Source organism: Candidatus Planktophila lacus (assembly GCF_002288325.1).
Taxonomy (GTDB): Bacteria; Actinomycetota; Actinomycetes; order Nanopelagicales; family Nanopelagicaceae; genus Planktophila; species Planktophila lacus.
Map to the genome: position 1 here is coordinate 159,286 of NZ_CP016780.1, position 23,629 is coordinate 182,914.

Here is a 23,629-nt window from a genome sequence, read left to right on the forward strand (position 1 = left end):
GCTGACTATTTCTTTGTGTACCCCTTTGGGCAATTTGGATTTTTACCCATTACGGAAATAGTTTTCTTCCCATCGCTGCACCTTATAAACGAACTCACGAATCCGCCACCAATGGGCTTTTTTGATGCAGAAGCGGTTGGAGAGGGATTCGGACCTACACCTGCTGAACAAGTTGGCTTAATCGGAAAACCTTGCAAAGCTCCACAATACTTTATGGTCTTTAAAGAGTAATTGCGGTTAAAAGGGTCTTGTCCAATAATTTTTAGGTTCGTTGGCAATGAAACTGAGTTCAGTTTAGTCATTCCCGCAAATGCGTAGTCGCCGATTTCCTCGACTCCATCAGGAATTGATAATGTAGTAATTGTTGATACATTCGCAAAAACGCTACTACCAATGTAACTCAATGATTTCGGCAATTTTATAGAAGTTAACTTGGTGTCCGCGAAGTCCTGCTCAGCGATGTAATTCAAAGAATCTGGAAGATTTACAGATGTCAGAGGAACTCCCGCAAAGGTACTTCCTTCAAGTCGAGTCACAGACTTCGGTATTGTGATCGAAGTTAGTTCAGTCAAAACAAAGGCTGCAATCCCTATCTTGGTAACTGAGCCAGGAATTATGATTGTGGTGATTGGATTTTGCATTAATGCAGCGTCACCAATTGTTTCAAGCGTACTCGACAACTTGACTGATGTTAAACCAATCCGGGCTAATGCCTCTCTTTCCAAGACTTTTACAGAATTGGGGATTGTCAATGTCTTCAAGTTTGTATAACTAAAAGTATTGCTGTTAATTGTCGTTAATGAATTAGACAGAACAATTTCACTCAGCTGCTTGGATCCATAAAAAGCGCCGCCGCCGATTTTTGTAACCGTATTTGGCATTTTTAGCGAAGTCAGTTTTGAATTTCGGAATGCACCAGCGTCAATCACTTTGATTCCATCAATCAAGGTCAATGATCCTGAACATTTACTTCCGTCTAACACAACACCTTCGGGCATAAGGACGCTGTAGGTCGAGCCTTCTCCGCACGGGATGCTTTGCTCAGCAGCCCAGGATGATTGAGGAAGAGAAGCCGCAGAAATAAGCATCAGGGTCACAGCCAAGACCATTTTCTTAATGTTTCGGCGCACTCTTCCTCCAAAATTGTTTAAGCTTGTTGGGCTTATCTCTATGCTTGCCACCGCAGGCAAGGTCACAATTTATGCAGTCATGGGACGCGTTGTCCAGAGAATCAATTCGGGCTATTGAGCGTGGTTTAGCCCGACGCACGCTCAGTTTGAGCGCGGCCTGACTTTTGAAATGAAATTCTCAGGAAAGTGGTTTTAAATAGTCCTACCTACCTCGCCCCGAAGGGGGCGGGATTTCCTAGAAAGGGAAATTAGTGCGCAGTTCAAATCCAGTTCTAACTCGTTCGAACCGTGGTTTTGCTCAAATGGATCCAACTCGTTTGGGTAACGATTCACTCGAAGCAACATACGCAGCACCAGCAGCATCATCACTTCGTACCGGTCGTATGACAATGGACGATGTCGTGATGCGCACTGCAACTTTGTTTGCGGTTTTGGTTGCAGTCGGTGCATTTGCATGGGGCGCTAATAGCCCAGGGCTTGCACTTGTTGGCTTCCTCGGTGGTTTTGTTCTTGCAATGGTTAACACTTTTTCCAAGAAAGTTCGTGTACCTCTAATCGTTGCCTATGCAGCAGCGCAAGGACTTGCACTCGGAACAATTAGCCGTATCTACAACGAAGCGTATTCAGGCATCGTCGGCCAAGCAGTCATCGGAACACTTTGTGCATTCGGTGGAATCTTGGTTGCATACCGCAGCGGCAAGATCCGCGTAACACCTAAGTTCACTCGCATCATGGTTGGTGCGTTGATGGGTTATTTGGTCTTCTCGCTCATCACAATCTTTACAGGACGTCCTGGGGGAGCTACAGGTCTTCTAGTGGCAGTTGCCGCTGTTGCGCTGGCAACATTCTTCCTTGTACTTGATTTCGATCAGATTGAAAAATCAATTGCTGCAGGCGCTCCTCAAGAAGAGTCATGGCGCATGGCATTTGGTTTGATGGTCACAATCGTTTGGTTGTACCTAGAAGTATTGAGACTGCTCTCAATCCTTCGCAATAGTGACTAAATAAATAGATTAACTAGATTGCCCGAGATGCGAAGCCCGCGTCTCGGGCAATTTTGTTGCTACAAAAAGTGCGAAGAACATTAATCCAGCGCTAACAGCAAATGCCGGGCGGAATCCGTAATGGTCTGCGATAAAGCCAAGGGCCACTGGGGCAACCATCGCACCGGCATCACCGGACATCTGGAAGAGCGCAATCACTTGTCCACCCTTGCCCTTCATAACATCGCCGACGATTGCCGCAGTTGAAGATAAGAAGATAGAACCGAATGCGCCAATAACCATTGAAAGTAAGAACATCCAAGGCTGAACGGTTCCGACAAGAACAACGACTGAAATTGCGAGTAGGGATGTGCCCATAATTGCAGAGAATTTGCGACCTCTGGAATCTGAAAGCCCACCAGCTTTAATTAGTAGCAAACCTTGAATTACCGATGAGATTGTGAAACCAAGTCCCAGATAACCGGCAGTTGATTTCATCTCTTCCACCATAAATAGCGGCAAGATCGAACGACTCATTCCGAACAACACTGATGCGCTGCAGAAAGAGATTGTTAAGGCGATTAGATATGGCTTACTGGAAAGTGCTTCACGTATAGAAGTCTTCTCCTGAACGTTCTTCTCTGTAGGGCGCGCAGCAAGAACAGAATTGCGGAGCAAGAAACCTCCTGCAACGCTAGAAACGATTAGCAGTACACCATAAACAAGCAGTGGTGCGCGCAAAGAGAAAGCGGTTAGGAATCCGCCGATAACTGGACCGGCCATCATTCCAACTAGAAAACTAGAGTTATAAAGTGACTGTGCGCGGGCACGTCTTGAATCATCTGTCGCACGCAACATGATCGAACCAGCTGCAACTGAGAACATTGATGAACCAAGTCCACCGGCTGCTCTAAAACTCAACAACTGTTCGTAATTTTGAGCGAATGCCGCAGCAAATGAAGAGATGGCAACGAACCCAATTCCTGTCGTGTAAACAATTCTTTCACCGAATTTATCAACTAACTTTCCTGCAAATAGCCCACTAGCGAATCGAGCAAATGCGAAGGAGGAGATAATTAAGCCCACTTGAGCGTTATTGACGCCAAATGACTTTGCAAAGAGTGGAATTGTTGGTGCGATGATTCCAAACCCAACTGCCACGAAGAAAGAAGAGAAGACCAGAACGCTGACTTCTCTCGGAAATTCCGCAAAAGGATTAGAACGTTTGAATCGGGCCGAAAGGTTCAAAGTTTTTACCGTATGCCTTTCAGGCGTAGCGAGAGAGTTTCAAAGTTGGGGTTGATTGCGCTAAGTTTACTCCGTGAAATCTGTTATCGCTGAAGACTTAGTTAAAACTTATCGCAATGGGGCAGTTCGTGCCTTAGATCACCTCTCACTTGATGTTGAAGAAGGCACAGTGTTGAGCGTGCTTGGACCAAATGGTGCAGGTAAAACAACTTCTGTTCGCATTCTTGCAACGCTACTTCGCCCTGATTCAGGTCGAGCAATGGTCGGTGGCATCGATGTGATCAAGCATCCTGAAAAAGTGCGCGAAGTAATTGGTTTATCAGGTCAATATGCAGCCGTAGATGAGATTTTAACTGGCTGGGATAACTTGGTGATGTTCGGTCAGCTCTATCACTTAGGAAAGAAAGCATCTGTCGCTCGCGCTGAAGAGTTGCTAGAGCGATTTTCACTTACCGAAAGTGCAAAGCGCCCGATCAAGACTTACTCCGGTGGAATGCGTCGTCGCCTAGACCTAGCGGCATCCCTAATCGTTAAGCCAAAAGTTTTATTCCTTGATGAGCCAACCACGGGCCTTGATCCACGCGGCCGTCAGGAAATGTGGAGCGTTATTGAAGAGTTAGTTAAAGGCGGAGTTACTTTGCTTTTGACTACTCAGTACCTTGAAGAAGCCGATCAACTTGCTGATGAAATTGCAGTTATCGATCACGGCAAAGTAATCGCGCGCGGAACATCAGATGTATTAAAGAAGCAGGTTGGCGGCGAACGCCTTGAGATCGTTGTTGAAACACAGCACATCGCCAAGACGGTTGAAGTTGTATCGACCGTCAGTGGCCATAAAGCAATTGTTGATGAAGGTCTGCGCATGATCTCGGCCCCTGTTTCAACTGGTGCAACAGCGCTAATCGAAACACTTCGTTCGCTAGATATTGCTGGTATTCATCCGCTCGATGTGAGCCTAAAGCGCCCATCACTCGATGATGTGTTTCTTTCGCTTACCGGACATGCTGCCGAGGAGAAGAAAGAAGAAGAAGTTGAAACCAAGGGACGCAGAAAGAAGGCAAAGAAATGAGCGCTGTAACTGACACGCTAATCATTACGCAACGTCAATTGCGTTTGCTCACTCGCGTTCCAGAAGTTTTAATCTTCTCGACTATTCAGCCGGTGATGTTCGTACTTCTCTTCCGCTACGTATTTGGCGGTTCAATTGATACCGGACAACCTGGGGGATATGTACAACTTTTGATGCCAGGTATTTTCGTGCAGACCGTTGCCTTCACTCTGGCTGGAACTGCATCTGGACTTGCTGAAGATATGAAGAAAGGTTTGATCGATCGCTTTAGGTCGCTACCTATCTCACAATCTGCGCTTGTTATCGGCCGCACACTTGGAGATTCACTTCTAAACATTGTGGTTCTCGCAGTTATGGGTATCGCAGGATACTTAGTTGGATGGCGTCCATCATCTGGTGCGTTAAACGTCGCCGTTGGTTTCTTATTCCTACTCTTCTTTGGTTACGCACTTTCTTGGGTGGGTATCTATGTTGGTCTTTCGGCATCTGATGCGCGTGTTGTGCAGAACGTCAGCTTCCTTGTGACATTCCCGCTTACCTTCTTATCAAATGCATTTGCGCCAACAACCGGAATGCCGCGTGCGCTGCAGTACTTTGCGGAGTGGAACCCAGTCTCAACGATGGTTGCCGCTTGTCGCGAGCTCTTCGGCCTTGAAAACCAGTTCGGTGCAACCGCTGGCTCATTCCCAAGCGAGAACCCGCTGCTGACTTCATTTATCTACATGATCATCATCATGGCGATATTTATCCCGATCAGCGTCAGAAAATATAAGCGCGCAGCTGATTAAGAACTGATCTAGATAATTAGTGAGATTCGCGGGAGATATGTTCTCCGCTAGATCCAACTAAGAAATCAAGATCGCAACCTGAATCTGCCTGCATTACATGCTCGATATACAGCTTCTGCCATCCGCGTGAAGATTTAGCGAAACCATCGACGGTTGCGGTATTTGGTTTGCGTGCAGCAAGGTCAGCATCGGAGATATCTATATTTAGCGTGCGGGCTTCTACATCGAGTTCAACGAAGTCACCTGTCTGAACAAGACCGAGTGGTCCACCTGCTGCAGCTTCTGGCGCAACGTGCAGAACAACAGTTCCGTAGGCAGTACCGCTCATGCGGCCATCGCAGATACGCACCATGTCACGCACACCTTTATCAAGCATCTTCTGTGGCATTGGCATATTGGAAACTTCTGGCATTCCGGGATAACCCTTAGGTCCGCATCCGCGCAGAATCAAAACTGAATTTTCATCAACATCAAGATTTGGATCGTTGATGCGCGCTTTGAAATCTTCAATGCTGTCGAAGACCATCGCTTTACCGCGGTGCTTTAACAAGTTGGCACTTGCTGCAGCTGGCTTAATAACTGCGCCAAGTGGAGCAAGATTTCCGCGCAGAACGGCAATTCCAGCACTTGGCTGCAATGGTTCTTTGCGAGAGCGGATCACATCTGTGTCATAAATTTCAGCTTCTGATAAGCCTTTAACCAATGGAGTTCCGAGCACTGTAATCGCTTTTGGATCAAGTAGATCTTCAAGCTCTTTAAACACTGCGCGTAAACCACCAGCGCGATGGAAATCTTCCATCAAGTACTTGCCGGCAGGTTGGAGATTAACTAGTAGCGGAACACGAGAACCCGTGCGATCGAAATCATCGAGCGTTAGATCAATACCTAAGCGGCCAGCAATCGCGAGCAAGTGCACAACCGCATTGGTTGATCCACCGATACCAGCAAGGGCCACGATGGCATTTAAGAATGAACCTTTAACCATGATGTCACTTGGCTTTAAACCTTCATGCACCATCTCAACGATGCGGCGACCAGACTCTTGTGAGTACTGAAGCAAGCGGCTATCCGGTGCTGGCGTGCCAGCAATTCCTGGAATAACCATGCCAAGTGCTTCAGCCATGATTCCCATAGTTGATGCAGTTCCCATGGTGTTGCAATGTCCACGGCTACGGATCATCGCGGATTCTGAATCTAAGAACTTTGCTTCGCTTAGTTTTTTAGCGCGCACTTCTTCGCTCAATCTAAATACATCTGTGCCGCAGCCAAGTGGCGTTCCTTGGAAAGTTCCGTTCAACATCGGCCCACCCGGAACAACTAGCGCTGGAATATCAACTGAAGATGCCGCCATCAATAAAGATGGAATCGTCTTATCGCAACCGCCGAGAAGAACTACGCCATCAATTGGATTAGCGCGGATTAATTCCTCCGTTGCCATTGCCGCCATATTGCGCCACAACATCGCAGTAGGGCGAACCAGAGTTTCACCCAATGAAACAGCTGGCATATTTAGTGGAACGCCACCGGCTTCCCAGATTCCGTTCTTTACATACTCCATCACTTCATTTAAGTGAGAGTTGCAGGGAGTTAAATCTGATGCGGTATTTGCAATCGCGATATGCGGGCGGCCATCAAAGGCATCTTTCGGCAAACCGCGGCGCATCCATGCGCGGTGAATGAATCCATCACGGTCTTTGCCTCCATACCAATGGGCGCTGCGCATCTTTGCTAACTCCTTTAATTCGCACCGCTATCGGTGCTGATATCGGTTTGAGTATAGTGACGGCATGAAGGCCCTGACTATAACTTCGCCAAACAATTCCATTGTCGAAGATGTTCCAGAGCCAGTAGCAGGGGATAACCAAGTCGTTGTCGATGTAACGCGCGTTGGAATCTGCGGGACTGATCAAGAGTTCTTCACCGGAGAAATGGTTTATCTCCACAGCAATCAAGCGAAGTATCCAGTTCGCATCGGCCACGAATGGTGCGGCATTGTTTCTGAAATTGGTAAAGGTGTAAATCCCAAGTGGCTTGGTCAACGCGTCACTGGTGACACGATGCTCGGATGCGGAACTTGTTACCGCTGCACGTCAGGTCGCCAACATGTTTGCGATGATCGCTATGAAATCGGAGTTCGCAACGGATGGCCGGGTGCTTGCGCTGAAAAACTTCTAGTTCCAGAACGCGCGCTACACGCACTCCCAGATTCAATTGATGATGCCATTGGCGCACTTATCGAACCCGCAGGAAATTCGCTTCGTGCGGTTGAGGCTGCACTTGCCGGCCCTAGAAAAGAAATCTTGATCTACGGAACTGGCACCATCGGACTTCTCTGCGCACAACTTGCTCAAGCCGCAGGTGCCAACGTGCACCTAGTCGGTCGCAACGAACGCACTATAAAACTTGCGCATGAAATCGGAATCAAAAACGCAGGAACTGATTTGGTAAAACCAAAGACTGGCTTTGACGGAATTATTGATGCAACCAATCACAAATCAATTCCGCACGAAATAGTGCAGGCTGTTGAACCTGGTGGCCGCGTTGTTTACATCGGCATCTCAGGAGAGCCAAGCCTCATCGATTCACGCGATCTGGCACTTAAAGATGTAACCGCAGTTGGAATTTTGTCAGCATCTCCTGGCCTGAAAGGCGCTATCGAGATCTTCGCGCGCGGTGAAGTAGATCCTCGCCCGCTTATTGCTGCAACAATTTCGCTCAATGAAGTACACGATGTCTTTATGGGCAAGCGTCCTGCAGGTGCTGGCGATGGCCCAAAGATCCATATCGATCCTCGGATGAAGTAAGGAATAGAAATGACCAGCACTTCATCAGTTGAATTCAATGGCCAAGTAGTAGTTATCTCAGGAGCAGCAACCGGTATCGGTAAAGCCAGCGCACAGTTAATCGCAGCTCGTGGTGCAACAGTTATCGCACTCGATTTCAACGCCGTTGCACTTACCGATCTATCAAAAGAGCTTTCGCTTGCCGCAAACCAAAGCCACGTCTGCGATATTTCTAGCCAAGATCAGATAGATAAAGCGATCTCAGCAATCTTGAAAGACCACGGCAAGATCGATGCGCTAATAAATACCGCCGGAATCGTTGGCCCTTCAAACACAATCCTCGAAGATGTTAAATGGTCAGACTTTGAAAAGGTTTTACAAGTAAATCTCTATGGAGCGATCTGGCTTACTCAAGCTGTTGTTCCATCAATGAAAGAAAAAAAGTACGGCCGCATCGTGCATCTTGCATCTATCGCAGGTAAAGAAGGAAACCCAGGATTTTCTCCTTACAACACTTCAAAAGCCGGAATGATCGGTTTTGTTAAGGGCGTTGCAAAAGAAGTTGCACCACATGGTGTTGTAATCAACGCACTTGCTCCTGCAGTCATCAGCACGCCTATGAATTCAAATACCAGCGAAGAAACTCTGAAGTACATGATCAGCCGAATCCCAATGGGACGTGTAGGCCAGCCTGAAGAAGTCGCTGAGATTGTTGCCTTTATGGCATCTAAGGCGTGCTCATTTACAACTGGCTTTACCTTTGATGCCTCCGGCGGAAGAGCCACTTACTAATTAATAAGCCGTTGCGGCTTTAATCTCGACTTTGATCTCTTTGCCGTTTGGCGCGGTGTAAGAAACTGTGTCACCGATCTTTGCACCCATGACTGCAGCGCCAAGTGGAGATTTTTCGCTGTAAACGCTTAGGTCTCCAGATGCTATTTCGCGTGAACCAAGTAAGAATTTTTCTTCATCGCCAGCAATGATTGCGGTGATAACCATGCCGGGGCCAACGGTGCCATCTTCAGATGCTGGCGGAGTTCCGATGTGTGCGTTCTCGAGCATCTGCTTAAGTTGGCGAATACGCGCTTCCATCTTGCCTTGTTCATCGCGCGCAGCGTGATAGCCGCCGTTCTCCTTTAGATCTCCTTCTGCGCGAGCAGCCTCAATCTTTGCGGTGACTTCTTTACGGCCAACGTTCTCGAGGTTTTCGAGTTCGGCGCGTAAGCGATCAGCGGCTTCTTGGGTAAGCCAAGTTTGTGGGGTACTCATAAGGGGCAACGGTATACGAAGTAATTATTCGGCGCGACAACGGGCGATGCTGGCAGTGAAGGGCGCTGAGCGTGTGGGAATAGCAGTTACTTGCTGGCTAAAGCGCTCACCCGCAGGGATAGTGTCATCAATTTGGCCGACAACGCTTTTATCTTGATCTAAAGCTTTTAGCGTGCAGATAACTACTTGATCTGAATTTGTGCGATTTATTGAATAACGAAGCGAGATCTCTTTTTCACCTGTTACTTCAAATGAAATTAATTGGCTGCTAATTGATGGATTTGCATGATGAAGTCCCGCCCAGAAAATCCACAGAAGTCCAACGATAGAAATCGCAAAGGCATATGCAACCCAACGATTTCCGCCGGCTTTGCCATAGCGATCTTCGTAGGAAAACTCCTGCGCTTCTTTCATGAGTTGATTATGGCATGATTAGGGTATGCGTGAAACTGTAGATCAAGGCTGGCCCGGATCACTTACCGTTTTATTTCTCTGTATATCTGTTGCCTTTTTACTGCGTAGTTTCTACAAGCGTTACATGCGTATGAACGCCCGCAAAGATGAAAACCCAACCGATAATTAAAAAGTTTTTTCAAGGCGCTGCGGTTATTTCGCTAGCGCTAATTTTTATAGCCTTAGGTAATTGGCAGTTAGATCGCTCAGTAATTGTTAAAGAGTTAAATGCCGCAGCCAAAGTCATTGACCCAAAGATCTATTCATTAGGTGAATTAGCAAAGCCTTCGGTAACCCTTGATTCAAGAAATGTAAATAAGAGCGTTGCCGTATCTGGGTTTTATGTTGCCAACTTCAAAGCGCCCGTGCAGAAAGATATTGATGGCCAGGTAAGTGATTGGGAAGTTGCTTTGTTGCAGGTGGATGGTTCTGACCCACTATCTGGAATATTGGTAGTTCGCGGGCTTTGGGCAGATCGTTTGAATAACCCTGAAGTTGCGATGTCTACGAGGGTTGAAATTGTTGGCACTATGCAGCCGCATCAAAACGATGATCGCGCAGAAAATGTACCTGGGGTTATCTCAAGGTTGGATAGCAGCGTCATCGTAGGTCTTACAGATCTTGAACTATATGACGGATTCGTTGTCGCAAAATCTGAAAAGACTGGCGCCGGTGAATTAATCCGCGATCGCGTGGTTGCCGCACCGCCCGTTTCCAAAGTGGCCGGTTATTACTGGCAACATATTTCATATGTCGCCATTTGGTGGCTCATGGCAGCAATCGTTCTTTACCTTCCCTTCTATCGCCGTAGTATTAAGCCATGAGCGGTGCAGTAAAGAGATTTCGAGTAATGGCGGTAATCGCCGGAGTAATGTCCCTGCTTCTCTGGTTTGTTGATCTGCCAGTGGCTTATCTATTTAACAACGAAGACTGGAAAGCCAAAGTGGCCTGGATTCCCTTCGTTCACGGCTGGGTCTATGCCGTTTACCTTTTAGCAGCGATCCAATTTTCTGTAAAAGCGCGCTGGGAGTTGCGCCGGGTTATCTGGCTGGCTCTAGCTGGCACTTTGCCAATTGCTTCATTTATTGCAGAGCGCAAAATTGTTAAGACCTATTCGTAACGCAATTAAATCTGCGCTCTACCCACTTTATGAGTGGCGGATTGTTAAAGATCTAGATTTCTCAAAGACCCCGCGCCACGTTGGAGTAATCCTCGATGGCAACCGCCGCTTTGCGAAAGAGAATCCAAGCCTGAATGATCCAAAGGGCCATCGCCGTGGGGCGAGCAAGATCGTGGAATTTCTCGGCTGGTGCGATGAAGCCCAAGTAGAAGTTGTAACGCTCTGGTTGTTATCTACCGAAAACTTTAAACGTACCCCTGAAGAGCTCGATGGCTTGCTAAAGATTATTGGCGATACCGTCGATGAACTCTGTGCAACAGGTAAGTGGAATATCAAGGCTGTTGGCGCGCTAGACCTCTTGCCGCTTTGGCTTAGCGAGAAGCTTGCAAACCTGCCGCCAGTAACCGATGGCGGAGTCGAAGTAAATGTTGCAATTGGCTACGGCGGACGGCGCGAAATAGTGGATGCTGTTAAGGGATATCTGCAGGACAAGAGCGCACTTGGCGCAACGCTAGAAAGTGCAGCCAACGAGTTAAGCGCCGATGAGATTTCGAAGTTTTTATATACCGCCGGCCAACCCGACCCGGAACTTTTGATCCGCACATCCGGCGAACAACGCCTGGGCGGATTCTTATTATGGCAGAGCGCGTTATCGGAGTTCTATTTCTGCGAAGCCTATTGGCCTGATTTCCGCCGCGTTGATTTCTTACGTGCTCTTCGCGCATATTCACAGCGCCATCGTCGTCTTGGGGCGTAATTAAGTTTCTGAGTTAATCAAGCGTTAATAAATCGCTATGGCGTGTCGCACTTAAAAGCCGTGCTCTGCGTTCTATCTTTTTCTAGTCAGAAGCAAGTCCCATCGGATACAACTAAAGAGAATGTGAGAGCTGGCCATTGGCTACTCCAGTATCTTCCAGTAAGAAAAAGAATTTAATAAAGACTTACGTCATAGATACCAGCGTTCTATTGGCTGATCCGAACGCGCTCTCGAAATTTGAAGAGCACGAAGTCATCATCCCAATCGCAGTTATTGGCGAGCTAGAGACCAAGCGCGATCACCCAGAACTTGGATACTTTGCCCGCGCCGCACTTCGCACCCTTGATGATTTACGCGTTTCACACGGCCGCCTCGATCAACCACTGGTGATTACCCCAGAAGGTGGAACGCTTTCAGTTGAGTTAAACCACACTGATTTGAGCACCTTGCCGCACGGCTTCTTGCGTGATGGCACAAACGATTCGCGCATTCTGGCGATCGCAAAGAATTTAATGTCTGATGGAAAACAAGTTGTTCTCGTTACTAAAGATCTGCCGCTTCGCGTTAAGGCATCTTCAGTTGGCGTTGAAGCGCAAGAGTATTTAGCCGAACTCGTTTCCAATAGCGGCTGGACTGGTATCGAAGAAGTCGATTGCGGTCACAACGTAATCGATGAGCTCTATGCCTCAGATCGCGCAGACCATGAAGCTGCACATCAATTACCGGTGCACACCGGAATCGTTTTACATTCTGAAAAAGGCAGCGCACTGGCCCGAGTAACCGCCGACAAGCGCCTGCAGTTGGTGCGCGGTGATCGCAACGCCTTTGGTCTTCACGGTCGATCGGCCGAACAACGCATCGCCCTCGACCTTTTATTAGATCCAGATATCGGAATCGTTTCTCTCGGTGGTCGCGCCGGAACCGGAAAGTCAGCGCTCGCACTTTGCGCCGGCCTTGAAGCGGTTATGGAAAAGCGCCTCCATAAAAAGGTAATCATCTTCCGTCCGCTCTATCCAGTTGGCGGACAAGAGCTCGGCTACCTGCCGGGCAGCGAAGGCGAGAAGATGTCGCCTTGGGCCCAAGCCGTCTTCGATACTTTGGGCGCTCTCGTTTCAGAAGCTGTGATCGAAGAGGTCATGGCGCGCGGCCTAATCGAAGTTCTGCCGCTGACCCATATCCGTGGACGTTCGCTCCACGACTCATTCGTGATTGTTGACGAAGCCCAGTCGCTCGAACGCGGCGTCTTGCTCACCGTCCTGTCCCGAATCGGCCAATCCTCACGAGTTGTGCTGACCCACGACGTCGCCCAGCGCGACAACCTGCGCGTTGGTCGCCATGATGGCGTTGTCGCCGTCGTTGAAACCCTCAAAGGCCATCCGCTCTTCGCCCACGTGACCCTGACCCGAAGCGAGCGCTCGCCGATCGCAGCGCTTGTGACCGAGATGCTCGAAGGGCCTATCGCCTAACCCCCTTATTTAAATCTCACAGTCACAATTCGGACATTACGGACTTCGCCCTAACTGAGCAGGACTTTTACTCATCCACAGCCAGCGACTTTCCTGAGAATTTCCGCCACACGCATACTTTAATTTGCGACATCTCACCCACCTTGCCACCCTTAACTCATTCCCCGCAGGTCATCAACCTATTTTTAGGTCGATGCGCCACGGGCACAGGAAGCAAACTCGAGAGAGAAAGGCAGGGACAGAGATGGCAGCGTTAACGGCAAAACTTTTCGGCAACTTCAAATCCCGCGCCCTTTGGACTCTGGTCGCCACTTTCATTCTGACGACCGCCGCCCAACCAACGGCTAACGGTCTCGACTTCCCAACGACTACAAGTCTTGCTTTGCCGACTTCGGCGAAGTTGATGAAATCAGTCAGCCTTAGCTTTGAGGTAGATCTTTCAGAGGGCGCCGCTCTTTACACCCAACTCGATGAAAAGGCCGATCTCTTTGCTTCGCAGATGGCGCTCGCCGCCGCAGTGAGCCAGCAAGTTGAAGCAGCTCGCACAATCATCGGCGCCAAGAAGGTTGCCAAGGCGATCGCGCTAACTGAATATGCCTGGGGCGAAGATCAGTACCTCTGCCTAAACCGTCTTTGGACTAAAGAGAGCCACTGGAATTACAAGGCTCGCAACAGGGTCTCTGGCGCACATGGAATTCCGCAAGCTCTGCCGGCATCACGTATGGATGTTGTTTCAACCGATTGGCGCACCAACCCAGTAACGCAGATTCGTTGGGGACTTCGCTATATCGAGGCGCGCTATGACAACCCATGTAAGGCATGGGCAAAGTTCAAGCGCAGCAATTACTACTAAAAATTAAATCTCTGGTTTTTTCCCTATGGAGACCATTTTCAAAGACTCCGCAAAAAAGTCATTTCCCTTATCGTCGACAACGATAAATGCTGGGAAGTCCACGACATCGATCTTCCAAACCGCTTCCATCCCTAAATCTTCGAAATCCAAGACTTCAACTTTCTTGATGCAATCTTGAGCAAGGCGTGCTGCTGGTCCGCCGATTGATCCAAGATAAAAACCACCGTGTGATTTACATGCATCGGTTACAGCCTTTGAACGATTTCCTTTAGCGAGCATTACAAATGAACCGCCGGCTGCTTGGAATTGATCAACGTATGAATCCATACGACCTGCAGTTGTTGGACCAAATGAACCTGATGCAAAACCTGTTGGCGTCTTGGCCGGACCTGCGTAGTAAACGGCGTAATCCTTCATGTACTGAGGCAAACCCTTGCCTGCATCTAAGCCTTCTTTAATGCGTGCATGTGCCAAGTCGCGGGCGACAACGATTGTGCCGGTTAGCGAAACGCGTGTCTTAACCGGGTGCTTAGAAAGTTCGGCGCGCACCGCATCCATTGGTTGATTTAAATCAATCTTTACAACGTTATCGTCCAAGTGAGAATCGGTTGTTTCAGGTAAGAAATGCGCTGGATCGCGTTCTAACTCTTCAAGGAAGATGCCATCTTTGGTGATCTTCGCCTTTGCTTGGCGGTCAGCCGAACAAGAAACAGCGATAGCAATCGGCAGAGATGCCCCGTGACGAGGCAGGCGAACAACGCGAACATCGTGGCAGAAGTACTTGCCACCGAACTGCGCACCAATTCCTAGTGTGCGAGTTAGTTCTAGAACCTCTTTTTCAAGTTCAATATCGCGGAAACCATGGCCAGTTGCGGCATCTCCTGATGTTGGAAGTGAATCTAAATACTTAGTGCTGGCTAACTTTGCCGTCTTTACTGTGTGCTCTGCACTTGTTCCGCCGATGACAATTGCCAAGTGATACGGCGGACATGCTGCAGTACCGATAGAACGGAGCTTTTCATCGAGCCAGGTCATAAATGACTTGGGATTCAAAACCGCTTTAGTCTCTTGATACAAGAATGATTTATTAGCGCTGCCGCCGCCTTTGGCGATAAACATGAAGTTGTATTCGTCCTGGTGATCTGAGTCCGCAAAAATCTCAATCTGTGCAGGCAAGTTATTGCCAGTGTTCTTCTCATCCCATGTGGTGACAGGAGCCATCTGCGAATAACGCAGGTTTAGCTTTGTGTAGGCGTCATAAATTCCCTGCGAGATCGCAACTTCATCTTTAGCGGTGGTCAATACATATTGACCCTTCTTGCCCATGACAAGTGCGGTGCCAGTGTCTTGGCACATTGGCAGAATTCCACCGGCTGAAATGTTGGCGTTCTTCAATAGATCCAGCGCCACAAAGCGATCGTTAGGTGAAGCCTCTGGATCCTTCAAAATATTTGCCAACTGCTGCAAGTGTTCTGCGCGCAGGTAATGTGAAATATCGTGGATCGCGGTTTCGGTAAGCAAAGTCAAAGCCTCTGGCGCAACTTGCAAGAATTCGCGATCACCAAGCTTGACAACGCTTACGCCATCTTTACCTATGTTGCGGTACTTAGTTTTATCTTCGCCAATTGGCAGCAAATCAGAGTATGAAAATTGTGGAGCCATTATTGCGCCGGCTTCTTTGCGGCATCTAACTTCTTCTTAGCTCCGTCCAACCATTCTTGGCAGATCTTGGCTAACTCTTCGCCGCGCTCCCAGAGCTTTAACGATTCTTCTAAAGTGGCGCTGCCATCTTCAAGTGATTCAACGATTTCAGCGAGTTCATCGCGAGCTTCTTCATATGAAGGTTTTCCATCTTTAGCGGCCATGGGTTAAATCTACTCTTTCATTCTGGTTTAAGTTCAAGAACGCTTGCGCGTGCTTCGCCCTTAGCGGCCCGGATACGCAGCACAGCGCCAGCCTTTAACTTTGTGGCATCGCGCACAATCTTTCCATCATCGCTTTGGACCACTGAATATCCGCGGTCCATCGTTGATTGCGGCGAAAGCGAACGCAGATGGGCAATCACGCCCTTGATCTCTTTCTTCTCAATATCAAGCAGCGCTTTGAATCCGCGATGGGAACGATCGCGCAAAGCGTTCAACTCTTCCACGCGAACTTTGACCATAACGCTCGGGTCTTTCATCACCGGGCGATTGCGCAGTTGAGATATCTGGTTTAACTCGTAATCAATCGTTGAAACCAAGCGGCGATAAATGCGATCGCGAATCTTATTTATATCGGCTATCTCTTGCTCGATATCGGGCACCACGCGCTTTGCCGCATCGGTGGGCGTTGATGCGCGATAGTCGGCGACTAAATCAAGGAGCGGTGAATCTTTCTCGTGGCCAATTGCGCTAACGATCGGGGTTTCACAACTTGCCGCCAAGCGAACCAGACTCTCATCGTTAAAGGGCAATAAGTCTTCGAATGATCCGCCACCACGAGTAATGATGATGACATCGACATCTTCGATACTTTCTAATTCGCGCAGCGCTTCAGAGACTTCAACGACAGCTGCGGCGCCTTGCACCGCAACTTCGCGGATCTCAAATTCAACTGCCGGCCAACGACGTCGTGCGTTTTCAACAACATCTTTCTCGGCATCGGTATTGCGACCACAGATCAGACCAACTTTGCGTGGCAAGAGTGGAAGAGCGACTTTGCGATCTGCGCTAAACAAACCTTCAGCCGCCAGCACGCCCTTAAGCGCTTCAAGCCTTGCAAGTAGTTCACCAACGCCAACTTGGCGGATCTCTTTTGCGGACATGGTGAGTGAACCATTTTTGGTAAACCAAGATGCTTTGGCATGAATTACTACGCGCGCATTTGCCGGCAGAGGTTGAACAGCAGCTAAAACGTTTTTGTAACACATCACCGAAAGGCTCATATCAACTGATGTATCGCGCAGGCGCATAAAGGCCATTCCACCGCTGCGTTCGTTGAGTTCTGAGATCTCGCCTTCAATCCATATTGGCCCGAGGCGTTCTACATATTCTTTGATCGCCTCAGAAACCACCCGAACTGGCGCGGGGGATTCACTTGAAGTTTCGAACATGGGGCGAGCCTAATAGACTCACCCACATGGCTAAGAGAGTTCTCCTTGCAGCGCCACGCGGATATTGCGCCGGCGTAGACCGTGCGGTCATTACCGTGGAAAAGTCGCTTGAACTCTATGGCGCTCCAATTTATGTCCGTAAAGAGATCGTCCACAACAAGCACGTGGTCTCTACCCTCGAAGCCCGCGGCGTTATCTTCGTTAACGAAACTGATGAAGTTCCGGAAGGTTCAACGGTTGTCTTCTCAGCTCACGGCGTTTCACCGGCAGTTCACGAACAAGCTGCAGCTCGAAATCTAAAGACTATTGATGCAACTTGTCCTTTGGTAACGAAAGTCCACCACGAGGTAAAACGTTTTGCCGATGATGAGACTGAAATTCTCTTAATTGGCCACAACGGCCACGAAGAAGTTGAAGGTACCGCTGGAGAAGCTCCAGGAAAGGTACGCATCGTTGATGGTCTTGATGAAGCGCGCACAATCGTGCCAACACCTGGCAAGAAATTAGTTTGGCTAACTCAAACAACTTTGAGCGTTGATGAAACTATGCAATCAGTTGCAATCCTTAAAGAGCGTTTCCCAGAGATTGCTAATCCACCATCAGATGACATTTGTTATGCAACACAGAACCGTCAAGAAGCGATTAAGCAGATCGCACCTCAAGCAGATCTAGTAATCGTCGTTGGTTCAACTAACTCTTCAAACTCAGTTCGCTTAGTTGAAGTTGCCAAAGAATATGGCGCAAAGAACGCCTATCTAATTGATTATGCTGAAGAAGCAATTGATGACTGGCTAGTTGGCGTTGAAACTATCGGTGTAACTAGTGGTGCATCAGTTCCTGAGATTTTGGTTCGCGATTTGCTTGCTTGGCTTGCAGAACGCGGCTTTGGCAGCGTTGAAGAAGTTACTGCAACGCAAGAATCGCTGCTCTTTGCTCTGCCACCTGAACTACGTAAAGATTTAAAGACCGCCGGTAAGTAAGGATCTAAAGTGAAAAAGATCGGATTATTGTTTTCGATCTTGGCGTTAGTTCTATCCTCAACACAAGCGATAGCGGCTGAAAACGTCTCAGTAAGTATTGGTGTAGATAATCAGAACGATAACGTTTATGAATCTGAGATAAAAAAAGTTAACTGGATTGGGGTTAATAACGGCCTGCCCTACATGTATGGTCTCCAAAAGTGTGAAAGTTTCAACGATTTAGATTGCCTTAATTCCAATCCGGTCGGAATCGTGGCTACAACTATTCTGCCGCTCTGCAATGCGGAGAATAAATCCAATTGCCTTCTACTTCTACGAATAGGCATCGCTGGTGGCGATAAAGTTGAAGCCAGTTATTTGGGCTCCGCTGACGGGAACAAGTTTCCTAGCGATGCTGCCAATGGAATTTCGGCAGGATCTACTTCGAGCATTTTTTTAGTAAAGGATAAAGACGGCGTCCAGCGATACTTTGCATTGACAGCACAGATACAACAATTAAAGTCTCGTAAATTACCTGTTGGGTATCGCGACGTACAGGTTCCATACTTTAGCGTTGACATTAAAGAGATTAATTTAAATTCACTAGGGCAATGCCTATTCTTGTTTAAAGATAAATGTGTAACTCATAAAACCACTGGAACATTTTCTGCAGAAGTTAAATTACGCCTCAGTAATGATCCACCAAAGTGGCTCGCGGGAAGAATGGCAGATCCAACAATTAAGTTCACCAAGTTAGCTCAGGGCAAGGAAGTAGTTATCTCCGGCGCAAGTGTTGCTGTGCCACTAATCGAAGGTAGCGTCCCTACATCATTATTCGCTAAATACCCAAGAGGCATAACTAGCCAAATGGTAAACACTGCCGCGCAAAATGGAACAAATGTAGAAATCGATTCAGGACTTGCAATTATGTATGCCACAGATGTGTTTACTGCGCTAAAAGAGAAATCAACTAAAGTTGTGAATTTCTGGAATATAAATGGATCTTCTCCGTTTACCGCTTTTTGTGCCGAGGATCTACAAGTTGACTGTCTTCAAGGTGGTAGCGGACCCTGCGTTGAGCAATCTAAAGACTTTGTTGGATTGCTTGCCACGAATGCCCTTATATTTAATAGAAACCCACCTCGTTTAATTGGCGATGAAATACAGTTTTTACTCGCATCCCCACACTTGTTGCCGAACTCCCAAGCCACAGTTGGAAACTTCAATTTAGAAGCGTCATCGAGCATGCTCCGATGTATTTATGGGCTGCCCGATCTACCGCTCTTTGCTGAAATCTCAGTGGTAAATGATGCAGGTATAGAGAAAATTGCCACTAAGTCGTTCTTGGAGAAAAAAGGAGTCTCATATATTTCCGTGAATAACTTTTCGTTTTCAGTGCCGAAAATTAAGATCAAGCTGTATCAATCAAAGAAGCGAGTAACAATTAACTGCGTTAAGGGAAAAGTTAAGAAGTCAGTTAGCGGAGTAAAGCCAACCTGCCCAAAGGGCTATAAAAAAGTTGCTTAACCGCGTGGCTTTGGTTTACGCGCTTTTGCTTTCTTGTTAAGAAATACAAACCAGCCGTAAAGTGCGCTAACAAGTAAGTACGGCGCGATGCTGGCAAGAGATGCGATGAAATCAATTCCTAAACGAGATGGCTTAAATCCAACAGAGAGAATTAGATAGAGCAAGACTGTTGCTGCATATGCCAAAGGCGGCGTAACAACAGAGACGTATGTTGTGCCTTTGCGCCCAAAGCGAAGACCTCCGTAGAGAACAAAGCAGATGATTAGGCCTGAGACGATGCCGGCGCCGCTGCGGATTAGAAGTTCAAGACCGGCAAAGAGCGCGATAAATAAAGTTTGCAGAACGACTACGCCTTCTTTCTTTAGGCCAGGGCCTTTGATCAAAGGTTTTGTATCTACATTTGTGCTCATTCTTCATCCTTTACTTCTTCTGCATCAATGAAATCTTCTTCGCCGCCGAGTTCGGCGTTCTTTAACTCACGCACTTCAGCAGGCGCATCTGGGTAAGTAAGTGAGAGTTTATCTTTATCTCCCGATACTCCAAAGCTAATGATCTTGGCTGCTGCGCGCTTAACTGTAGATTCGGCGGTTGGAATTAACTCACCATAAGCCTTTGAGAGTGAGTTAAGCGCTGTTCCAACCTTGATTATCTTGGTGTGTAGCAGCGTTAAATCTTTCATAAAGAGCCCAGCAGATTTCGCGATGTTTTCAGCGTTTAGAGCCACAGAGTTGCGTGAGTAAACGTTGCCGATAGTGCGCAGTAGAGCCATCATCGATGTTGGCGTTGCAATAGTGACGTTTTGCTTAAAGGCGGTGTCTAGGAAGAGCGGATCAACGCGTAGCGCCTCTGTGAGCAGTGATTCAAATGGAACAAAGAGAATTACAAAATCTGGTGAATCTTGTGACTCGTGATAACCGCGCTTGGCAAGGGCGGTAACGTGGCTAGCGAGATCTTTCTTATGTTCATGGAATAAACGCTCGCGTTCGGCGCCATCTTCAACTTCGTGGGCTTCAATGAAGCGATCGAATGGAAACTTGGAGTCGATAAATAATTTTGTACCGCCAGGCATGCGCACGGTTATATCTGGAATGCCGGATGAATCATCATCAGTTGTTGAACGCTGTGCGGTGTATTCGATGCCTTTATGTAAGCCCGCATCTTCCAGCATCAATTCAAGTTGTGCTTCACCGAATTTTCCGCGCTTCTGTGAATGTGAAAGTGCGCCTGCAATTGCTTTGGTCTGCGCAACAAGTGATTCGTTGTGGTTAGACATCGCCTTTACCTGTGTGCGGATATCGGATTCGGCTTCGATGCGACGACGGTCGGCATCAGATGCTTCCTTCTGCAATTTCTCCATCGCACTTTTCATCGCTTCAATTTCGGTTGCAAGTTTTGAGCCGGCCATCGCGTTATCGCGTTCGGATTTATATAAATCGCGTTCGGCGCGCACTGATGCAAACTCTGCAGCAGAGACGCCATCTTTCGAGGTGCGCCTGCTGGCGATGAAATAACCGAGAACGAGCCCGATAACGAGTGTAAGAATGGCCACTGCTGCGCTTGACATGGGCCTATCGTGGCAGGAAGCACTGACAATGGCGCGTAGGCTCTACTCCTTATGAGCCTGTCAATTGGAATCGTCGGACTGCCAAACGTTGGAAAGTCGACCCTTTTTAATGCGCTCACCAAAAATAACGTCCTCGCCGCTAACTATCCCTTCGCCACAATCGAGCCAAATGTCGGCGTCGTAGGCGTACCGGATGAGCGCTTAGCCAAACTGGCCACAATCTTTAGCTCTGAGAAGTTGCTCCCAGCGGCCCTATCTTTCGTAGATATCGCAGGCATTGTTAAGGGCGCATCTGAAGGTGCTGGCCTTGGAAATAAATTCTTAGCCAATATCCGCGAAACCGATGCGATCTGTCAGGTTATCCGCGTCTTCAACGACGGCGATGTTGTGCACGTTGATGGGCGCATCGATCCAGGTAGCGATATGGAAACAATTAATACAGAACTGGCGCTCGCTGATTTACAGACAATTGAGAAAGCGCTGCCCCGTCTTGAAAAAGAAGCACGTACCAATAAAGAGATTGTGCCAGTTGTAGAAGCAGTTAAGAAAGCTGAAGCGCACTTGCAGAGCGGAAAGCCACTTTCATCATCAGGTCTTGATCTCGACCTTCTGCGCGATCTTCACTTGTTAACTGCGAAGCCATTCTTATATGTATTTAACGTTGATGCCGCAGAACTTAACGATGGCGACCTACGTAAGAAGTTGGCTGATCTTGTTGCACCAGCTGAAGCGATTTTCCTCGATGCTAAAACCGAAGCAGAGCTTGCTGAACTAAGCGATGAAGACGCGCTCGAACTTCTGCAATCAATCGGAATGAAAGAGCCGGGACTTGCTACGCTGGCCCGTGTTGGATTTAGCGTTCTTGGACTACAGACTTATTTAACTGCTGGTCCAAAAGAAGCGCGCGCTTGGACAATTCATAAAGGTGACACTGCGCCAATGGCTGCCGGAGTTATCCATACCGATTTCCAAAAAGGATTTATCAAAGCCGAAATCGTTAGCTTTGAAGATCTAATTGCCGCAGGATCAATGGCTGAAGCGAAAGCTAAAGGCAAGGTCCGTATGGAAGGCAAGGAATATGTGATGGCCGATGGAGACGTTGTGGAGTTTAGATTTAACGTCTAAATTTTTTGAAGAACTTAAGCGCCGGTGTAGTGCTTCGCAATCTCACCAAGTGATTTATCAATAATCTCTAAACCAAGTTTCGCATCTGCTTCACTGATATTGCATGGTGGGCATAAGTGAATACGGTTGAAGTTATTAAATGGCATTAGCCCGTTCTTCTTACAGGCCGCTACTAATTCATTCATCGCAGGACTTGATGCGCCATAAGGTGCAAGTGGTGCACGGGTTGCGCGATCAGTAACAAGATCTACGCCCCAGAAAACACCCATGCCGCGAATATCGCCGATTAACTTATGTTTCTTCGCCATTTCGTGAAGCCCAGGGCCAAGAATCTTTTCACCGATAGTCGCTGCATTCTCGACCATCTTCTCTTCCTTCATTACTTGAATCGTTGCAACGGCAGTTGCAGTGGCAAGTGGGTGGCCCATATATGTCAGTCCACCTGGGAAAACGGTTTCATCAAAGGTCTTTGCAACATCGCCACTGATTACAACGCCACCAAGTGGGATGTAACCGGATGTAACGCCCTTCGCGAAGGTAATTAGATCTGGCGTAGCTGCTGAGTGCTGGAATCCAAACCATTTACCAGTGCGACCAAAGCCAGCCATAACTTCATCTGCAATCCAAAGAATCTTGTACTTATCGCAGAGCGCACGAACGCCTTCGAGATAACCCTTAGGTGGAACCAATACACCAGCAGTTCCAGGAATTGATTCGATCAAAATTGCGGCAATTGTGTTTGGACCTTCAAAGATAATGGTCTGCTCAAGATGTTCTAAAGCGCGTGCACATTCTTGCGCTTCATCAGTTGCCCAGAATGAAGTGCGGTAAAGGTAAGGGCCCCAGAAGTGAACATGTCCGAAGGCAAATTCATTTGGGAAGCGGCGTGGATCGCCAGTTGCATTAATCGCAGCACCGGTGTTGCCGTGATAAGAACGGTAGGTAGAGAGAACCTTATGTTTGCGAGTATGTAAACGCGCCATGCGAATTGCGTTTTCAATCGCGTCGGCACCGGCTGTTGTGAAAAATACTTTTGCGAAGTTATCGCCGGCTAGCTCAACGATGTCGCGCGCTGCTTGGTTACGAACTTCGCTGGCATGTTGTGGCGCCATAGTTGTAATAACAGCGGCCTGTTCTTGAATCGCTTTTACAACTTTAGGATGTTGGTGACCAATGTTGGTAAAGACAAGTTGTGAAGAGAAATCTAAGTATGTGTTGCCTTCGTAATCCCAGAAACGTGATCCAGCGCTACCTGAAATTGGAAGTGGCTTAATTGCGCCCTGCGCAGACCATGAGTGAAAGACAAATTCATGATCATCAGCTGAAATCGCTGCGCTCTTTGCTGGATCATTAACTGCTTGTGACATCTTCCAACCTCTTCATTATTGGGTTCGTACTTGAATCTTATTTGGATCCAATAGGCATTTAGTATGTAGTAAAT

The 23,629-nt window shown here is 47.9% G+C and carries 25 protein-coding genes; 14 read left to right on the forward strand and 11 right to left on the reverse strand.

The genetic code is table 11. From position 1 onward, the window contains the following. Window positions 1-5: 5 nt before the first annotated feature. A complete protein-coding gene (locus A1sIIB106_RS00760) occupies window positions 6-1,181 on the reverse strand; it encodes a leucine-rich repeat domain-containing protein (RefSeq protein ID WP_125932735.1) in 1,176 nt (391 codons plus the stop codon). 200 nt (window positions 1,182-1,381) lie between these two features. On the opposite strand from A1sIIB106_RS00760, the gene A1sIIB106_RS00765 reads away from it, so the two are divergent. Next, window positions 1,382-2,134, forward strand: coding sequence for a Bax inhibitor-1/YccA family protein (locus A1sIIB106_RS00765; RefSeq protein ID WP_223299497.1), 753 nt, complete (start codon window positions 1,382-1,384; stop codon window positions 2,132-2,134). 9 nt (window positions 2,135-2,143) lie between these two features. Here A1sIIB106_RS00765 and A1sIIB106_RS00770 read toward each other — a convergent pair whose 3' ends face one another. Further along, a complete protein-coding gene (locus A1sIIB106_RS00770) occupies window positions 2,144-3,361 on the reverse strand; it encodes an MFS transporter (protein WP_095677007.1) in 1,218 nt (405 codons plus the stop codon). Between the two features lie 73 nt (window positions 3,362-3,434). On the opposite strand from A1sIIB106_RS00770, the gene A1sIIB106_RS00775 reads away from it, so the two are divergent. Both A1sIIB106_RS00775 and A1sIIB106_RS00780 read left to right on the forward strand, forming a co-directional pair. Next, window positions 3,435-4,430 (forward strand): ATP-binding cassette domain-containing protein, encoded by a 996-nt coding sequence (locus A1sIIB106_RS00775; protein ID WP_095677008.1) that lies wholly within the window; start codon window positions 3,435-3,437, stop codon window positions 4,428-4,430. Then, the gene (locus tag A1sIIB106_RS00780) at window positions 4,427-5,218 is read left to right on the forward strand and encodes an ABC transporter permease (protein WP_095677009.1); all 792 of its coding nucleotides are present in this window, start codon (window positions 4,427-4,429) and stop codon (window positions 5,216-5,218) included. Before A1sIIB106_RS00775 ends, A1sIIB106_RS00780 begins: the two co-directional genes overlap by 4 nt. Before the next feature lie 16 nt (window positions 5,219-5,234). On the opposite strand, the gene A1sIIB106_RS00785 is transcribed toward A1sIIB106_RS00780, so the two are convergent. Beyond that, entirely contained in the window at window positions 5,235-6,941 is a 1,707-nt protein-coding gene (locus tag A1sIIB106_RS00785) for an IlvD/Edd family dehydratase (protein ID WP_095677010.1), read from the reverse strand. Window positions 6,942-7,005: 64 nt separating this feature from the next. Between A1sIIB106_RS00785 and A1sIIB106_RS00790 the strand changes: the two genes are divergently transcribed. Beyond that, window positions 7,006-8,022 carry a zinc-dependent alcohol dehydrogenase gene (locus tag A1sIIB106_RS00790; protein ID WP_095677011.1) on the forward strand — a complete coding sequence of 339 codons (1,017 nt, stop codon included), beginning with the start codon at window positions 7,006-7,008 and terminating at the stop codon, window positions 8,020-8,022. Between the two features lie 9 nt (window positions 8,023-8,031). Next, window positions 8,032-8,793 carry an SDR family NAD(P)-dependent oxidoreductase gene (locus A1sIIB106_RS00795; protein WP_095677012.1) on the forward strand — a complete coding sequence of 254 codons (762 nt, stop codon included), beginning with the start codon at window positions 8,032-8,034 and terminating at the stop codon, window positions 8,791-8,793. Here the strand turns inward: A1sIIB106_RS00795 and greA are convergent, their stop codons facing one another. Further along, a complete protein-coding gene (greA, locus tag A1sIIB106_RS00800; protein ID WP_095677013.1) occupies window positions 8,794-9,270 on the reverse strand; it encodes a transcription elongation factor GreA in 477 nt (158 codons plus the stop codon). A gap of 24 nt (window positions 9,271-9,294) precedes the next feature. Then, window positions 9,295-9,684 (reverse strand): DUF4307 domain-containing protein, encoded by a 390-nt coding sequence (locus tag A1sIIB106_RS00805; protein ID WP_095677014.1) that lies wholly within the window; start codon window positions 9,682-9,684, stop codon window positions 9,295-9,297. Between the two features lie 25 nt (window positions 9,685-9,709). Here A1sIIB106_RS00805 and A1sIIB106_RS07105 point away from each other — a divergent pair, with 25 nt between their 5' ends. The 6 genes from A1sIIB106_RS07105 to A1sIIB106_RS00830 all read left to right on the forward strand — a co-directional run bounded on the left by A1sIIB106_RS07105 (window position 9,710) and on the right by A1sIIB106_RS00830 (window position 13,919). Further along, complete coding sequence (locus tag A1sIIB106_RS07105; RefSeq protein ID WP_190276896.1) at window positions 9,710-9,853, forward strand: hypothetical protein; 144 nt, start codon at window positions 9,710-9,712, stop codon at window positions 9,851-9,853. Next, window positions 9,831-10,547, forward strand: coding sequence for an SURF1 family cytochrome oxidase biogenesis protein (locus A1sIIB106_RS00810; protein WP_095677015.1), 717 nt, complete (start codon window positions 9,831-9,833; stop codon window positions 10,545-10,547). Before A1sIIB106_RS07105 ends, A1sIIB106_RS00810 begins: the two co-directional genes overlap by 23 nt. Continuing rightward, window positions 10,544-10,843 carry a DUF3817 domain-containing protein gene (locus A1sIIB106_RS00815; RefSeq protein ID WP_095677016.1) on the forward strand — a complete coding sequence of 100 codons (300 nt, stop codon included), beginning with the start codon at window positions 10,544-10,546 and terminating at the stop codon, window positions 10,841-10,843. The genes A1sIIB106_RS00810 and A1sIIB106_RS00815 overlap by 4 nt, the downstream gene beginning before the upstream one ends. After that, window positions 10,824-11,600 carry a polyprenyl diphosphate synthase gene (gene uppS / locus A1sIIB106_RS00820; protein ID WP_095677017.1) on the forward strand — a complete coding sequence of 259 codons (777 nt, stop codon included), beginning with the start codon at window positions 10,824-10,826 and terminating at the stop codon, window positions 11,598-11,600. The genes A1sIIB106_RS00815 and uppS overlap by 20 nt, the downstream gene beginning before the upstream one ends. 137 nt (window positions 11,601-11,737) lie before the next feature. After that, entirely contained in the window at window positions 11,738-13,066 is a 1,329-nt protein-coding gene (locus tag A1sIIB106_RS00825; RefSeq protein WP_095677018.1) for a PhoH family protein, read from the forward strand. Window positions 13,067-13,310: 244 nt separating this feature from the next. Then, window positions 13,311-13,919 (forward strand): aggregation-promoting factor C-terminal-like domain-containing protein, encoded by a 609-nt coding sequence (locus tag A1sIIB106_RS00830; protein ID WP_095677019.1) that lies wholly within the window; start codon window positions 13,311-13,313, stop codon window positions 13,917-13,919. Between the two features lie 3 nt (window positions 13,920-13,922). On the opposite strand, the gene A1sIIB106_RS00835 is transcribed toward A1sIIB106_RS00830, so the two are convergent. Genes A1sIIB106_RS00835 through xseA form a run of 3 tightly spaced genes read right to left on the reverse strand, consistent with a single transcriptional unit; the run spans window position 13,923 to window position 17,013 of the window. Continuing rightward, the gene (locus tag A1sIIB106_RS00835) at window positions 13,923-15,581 is read right to left on the reverse strand and encodes a fumarate hydratase (protein WP_095677020.1); all 1,659 of its coding nucleotides are present in this window, start codon (window positions 15,579-15,581) and stop codon (window positions 13,923-13,925) included. After that, on the reverse strand, window positions 15,581-15,784 hold the full coding sequence (locus A1sIIB106_RS00840) for an exodeoxyribonuclease VII small subunit (RefSeq protein WP_095670633.1): 204 nt from the start codon (window positions 15,782-15,784) through the stop codon (window positions 15,581-15,583). Before A1sIIB106_RS00840 ends, A1sIIB106_RS00835 begins: the two co-directional genes overlap by 1 nt. Before the next feature lie 17 nt (window positions 15,785-15,801). Beyond that, window positions 15,802-17,013, reverse strand: a complete 1,212-nt coding sequence (gene xseA, locus A1sIIB106_RS00845; RefSeq protein ID WP_095677021.1) for an exodeoxyribonuclease VII large subunit — start codon at window positions 17,011-17,013, stop codon at window positions 15,802-15,804. A gap of 26 nt (window positions 17,014-17,039) precedes the next feature. Between xseA and A1sIIB106_RS00850 the strand changes: the two genes are divergently transcribed. Together A1sIIB106_RS00850 and A1sIIB106_RS00855 are read left to right on the forward strand one after the other, a co-directional pair. Then, window positions 17,040-17,993, forward strand: a complete 954-nt coding sequence (locus A1sIIB106_RS00850; protein ID WP_095677022.1) for a 4-hydroxy-3-methylbut-2-enyl diphosphate reductase — start codon at window positions 17,040-17,042, stop codon at window positions 17,991-17,993. A gap of 9 nt (window positions 17,994-18,002) precedes the next feature. Then, the gene (locus A1sIIB106_RS00855; protein ID WP_095677023.1) at window positions 18,003-19,499 is read left to right on the forward strand and encodes a hypothetical protein; all 1,497 of its coding nucleotides are present in this window, start codon (window positions 18,003-18,005) and stop codon (window positions 19,497-19,499) included. On the opposite strand, the gene A1sIIB106_RS00860 is transcribed toward A1sIIB106_RS00855, so the two are convergent. Together A1sIIB106_RS00860 and A1sIIB106_RS00865 are read right to left on the reverse strand one after the other, a co-directional pair. Then, window positions 19,496-19,909 (reverse strand): hypothetical protein, encoded by a 414-nt coding sequence (locus A1sIIB106_RS00860; protein WP_095677024.1) that lies wholly within the window; start codon window positions 19,907-19,909, stop codon window positions 19,496-19,498. The two genes, A1sIIB106_RS00855 and A1sIIB106_RS00860, sit on opposite strands and share 4 nt — an antisense overlap. Beyond that, window positions 19,906-21,063: a DNA recombination protein RmuC gene (locus tag A1sIIB106_RS00865; RefSeq protein WP_095677025.1), complete on the reverse strand. Its 1,158-nt coding sequence runs from the start codon at window positions 21,061-21,063 to the stop codon at window positions 19,906-19,908. Before A1sIIB106_RS00865 ends, A1sIIB106_RS00860 begins: the two co-directional genes overlap by 4 nt. A gap of 51 nt (window positions 21,064-21,114) precedes the next feature. On the opposite strand from A1sIIB106_RS00865, the gene ychF reads away from it, so the two are divergent. Beyond that, window positions 21,115-22,188 (forward strand): redox-regulated ATPase YchF, encoded by a 1,074-nt coding sequence (gene ychF, locus A1sIIB106_RS00870; RefSeq protein WP_095677026.1) that lies wholly within the window; start codon window positions 21,115-21,117, stop codon window positions 22,186-22,188. Window positions 22,189-22,202: 14 nt separating this feature from the next. Here the strand turns inward: ychF and A1sIIB106_RS00875 are convergent, their stop codons facing one another. Next, the gene (locus A1sIIB106_RS00875; RefSeq protein WP_095677027.1) at window positions 22,203-23,555 is read right to left on the reverse strand and encodes an aspartate aminotransferase family protein; all 1,353 of its coding nucleotides are present in this window, start codon (window positions 23,553-23,555) and stop codon (window positions 22,203-22,205) included. Between the last annotated feature and the right edge of the window lie 74 nt (window positions 23,556-23,629).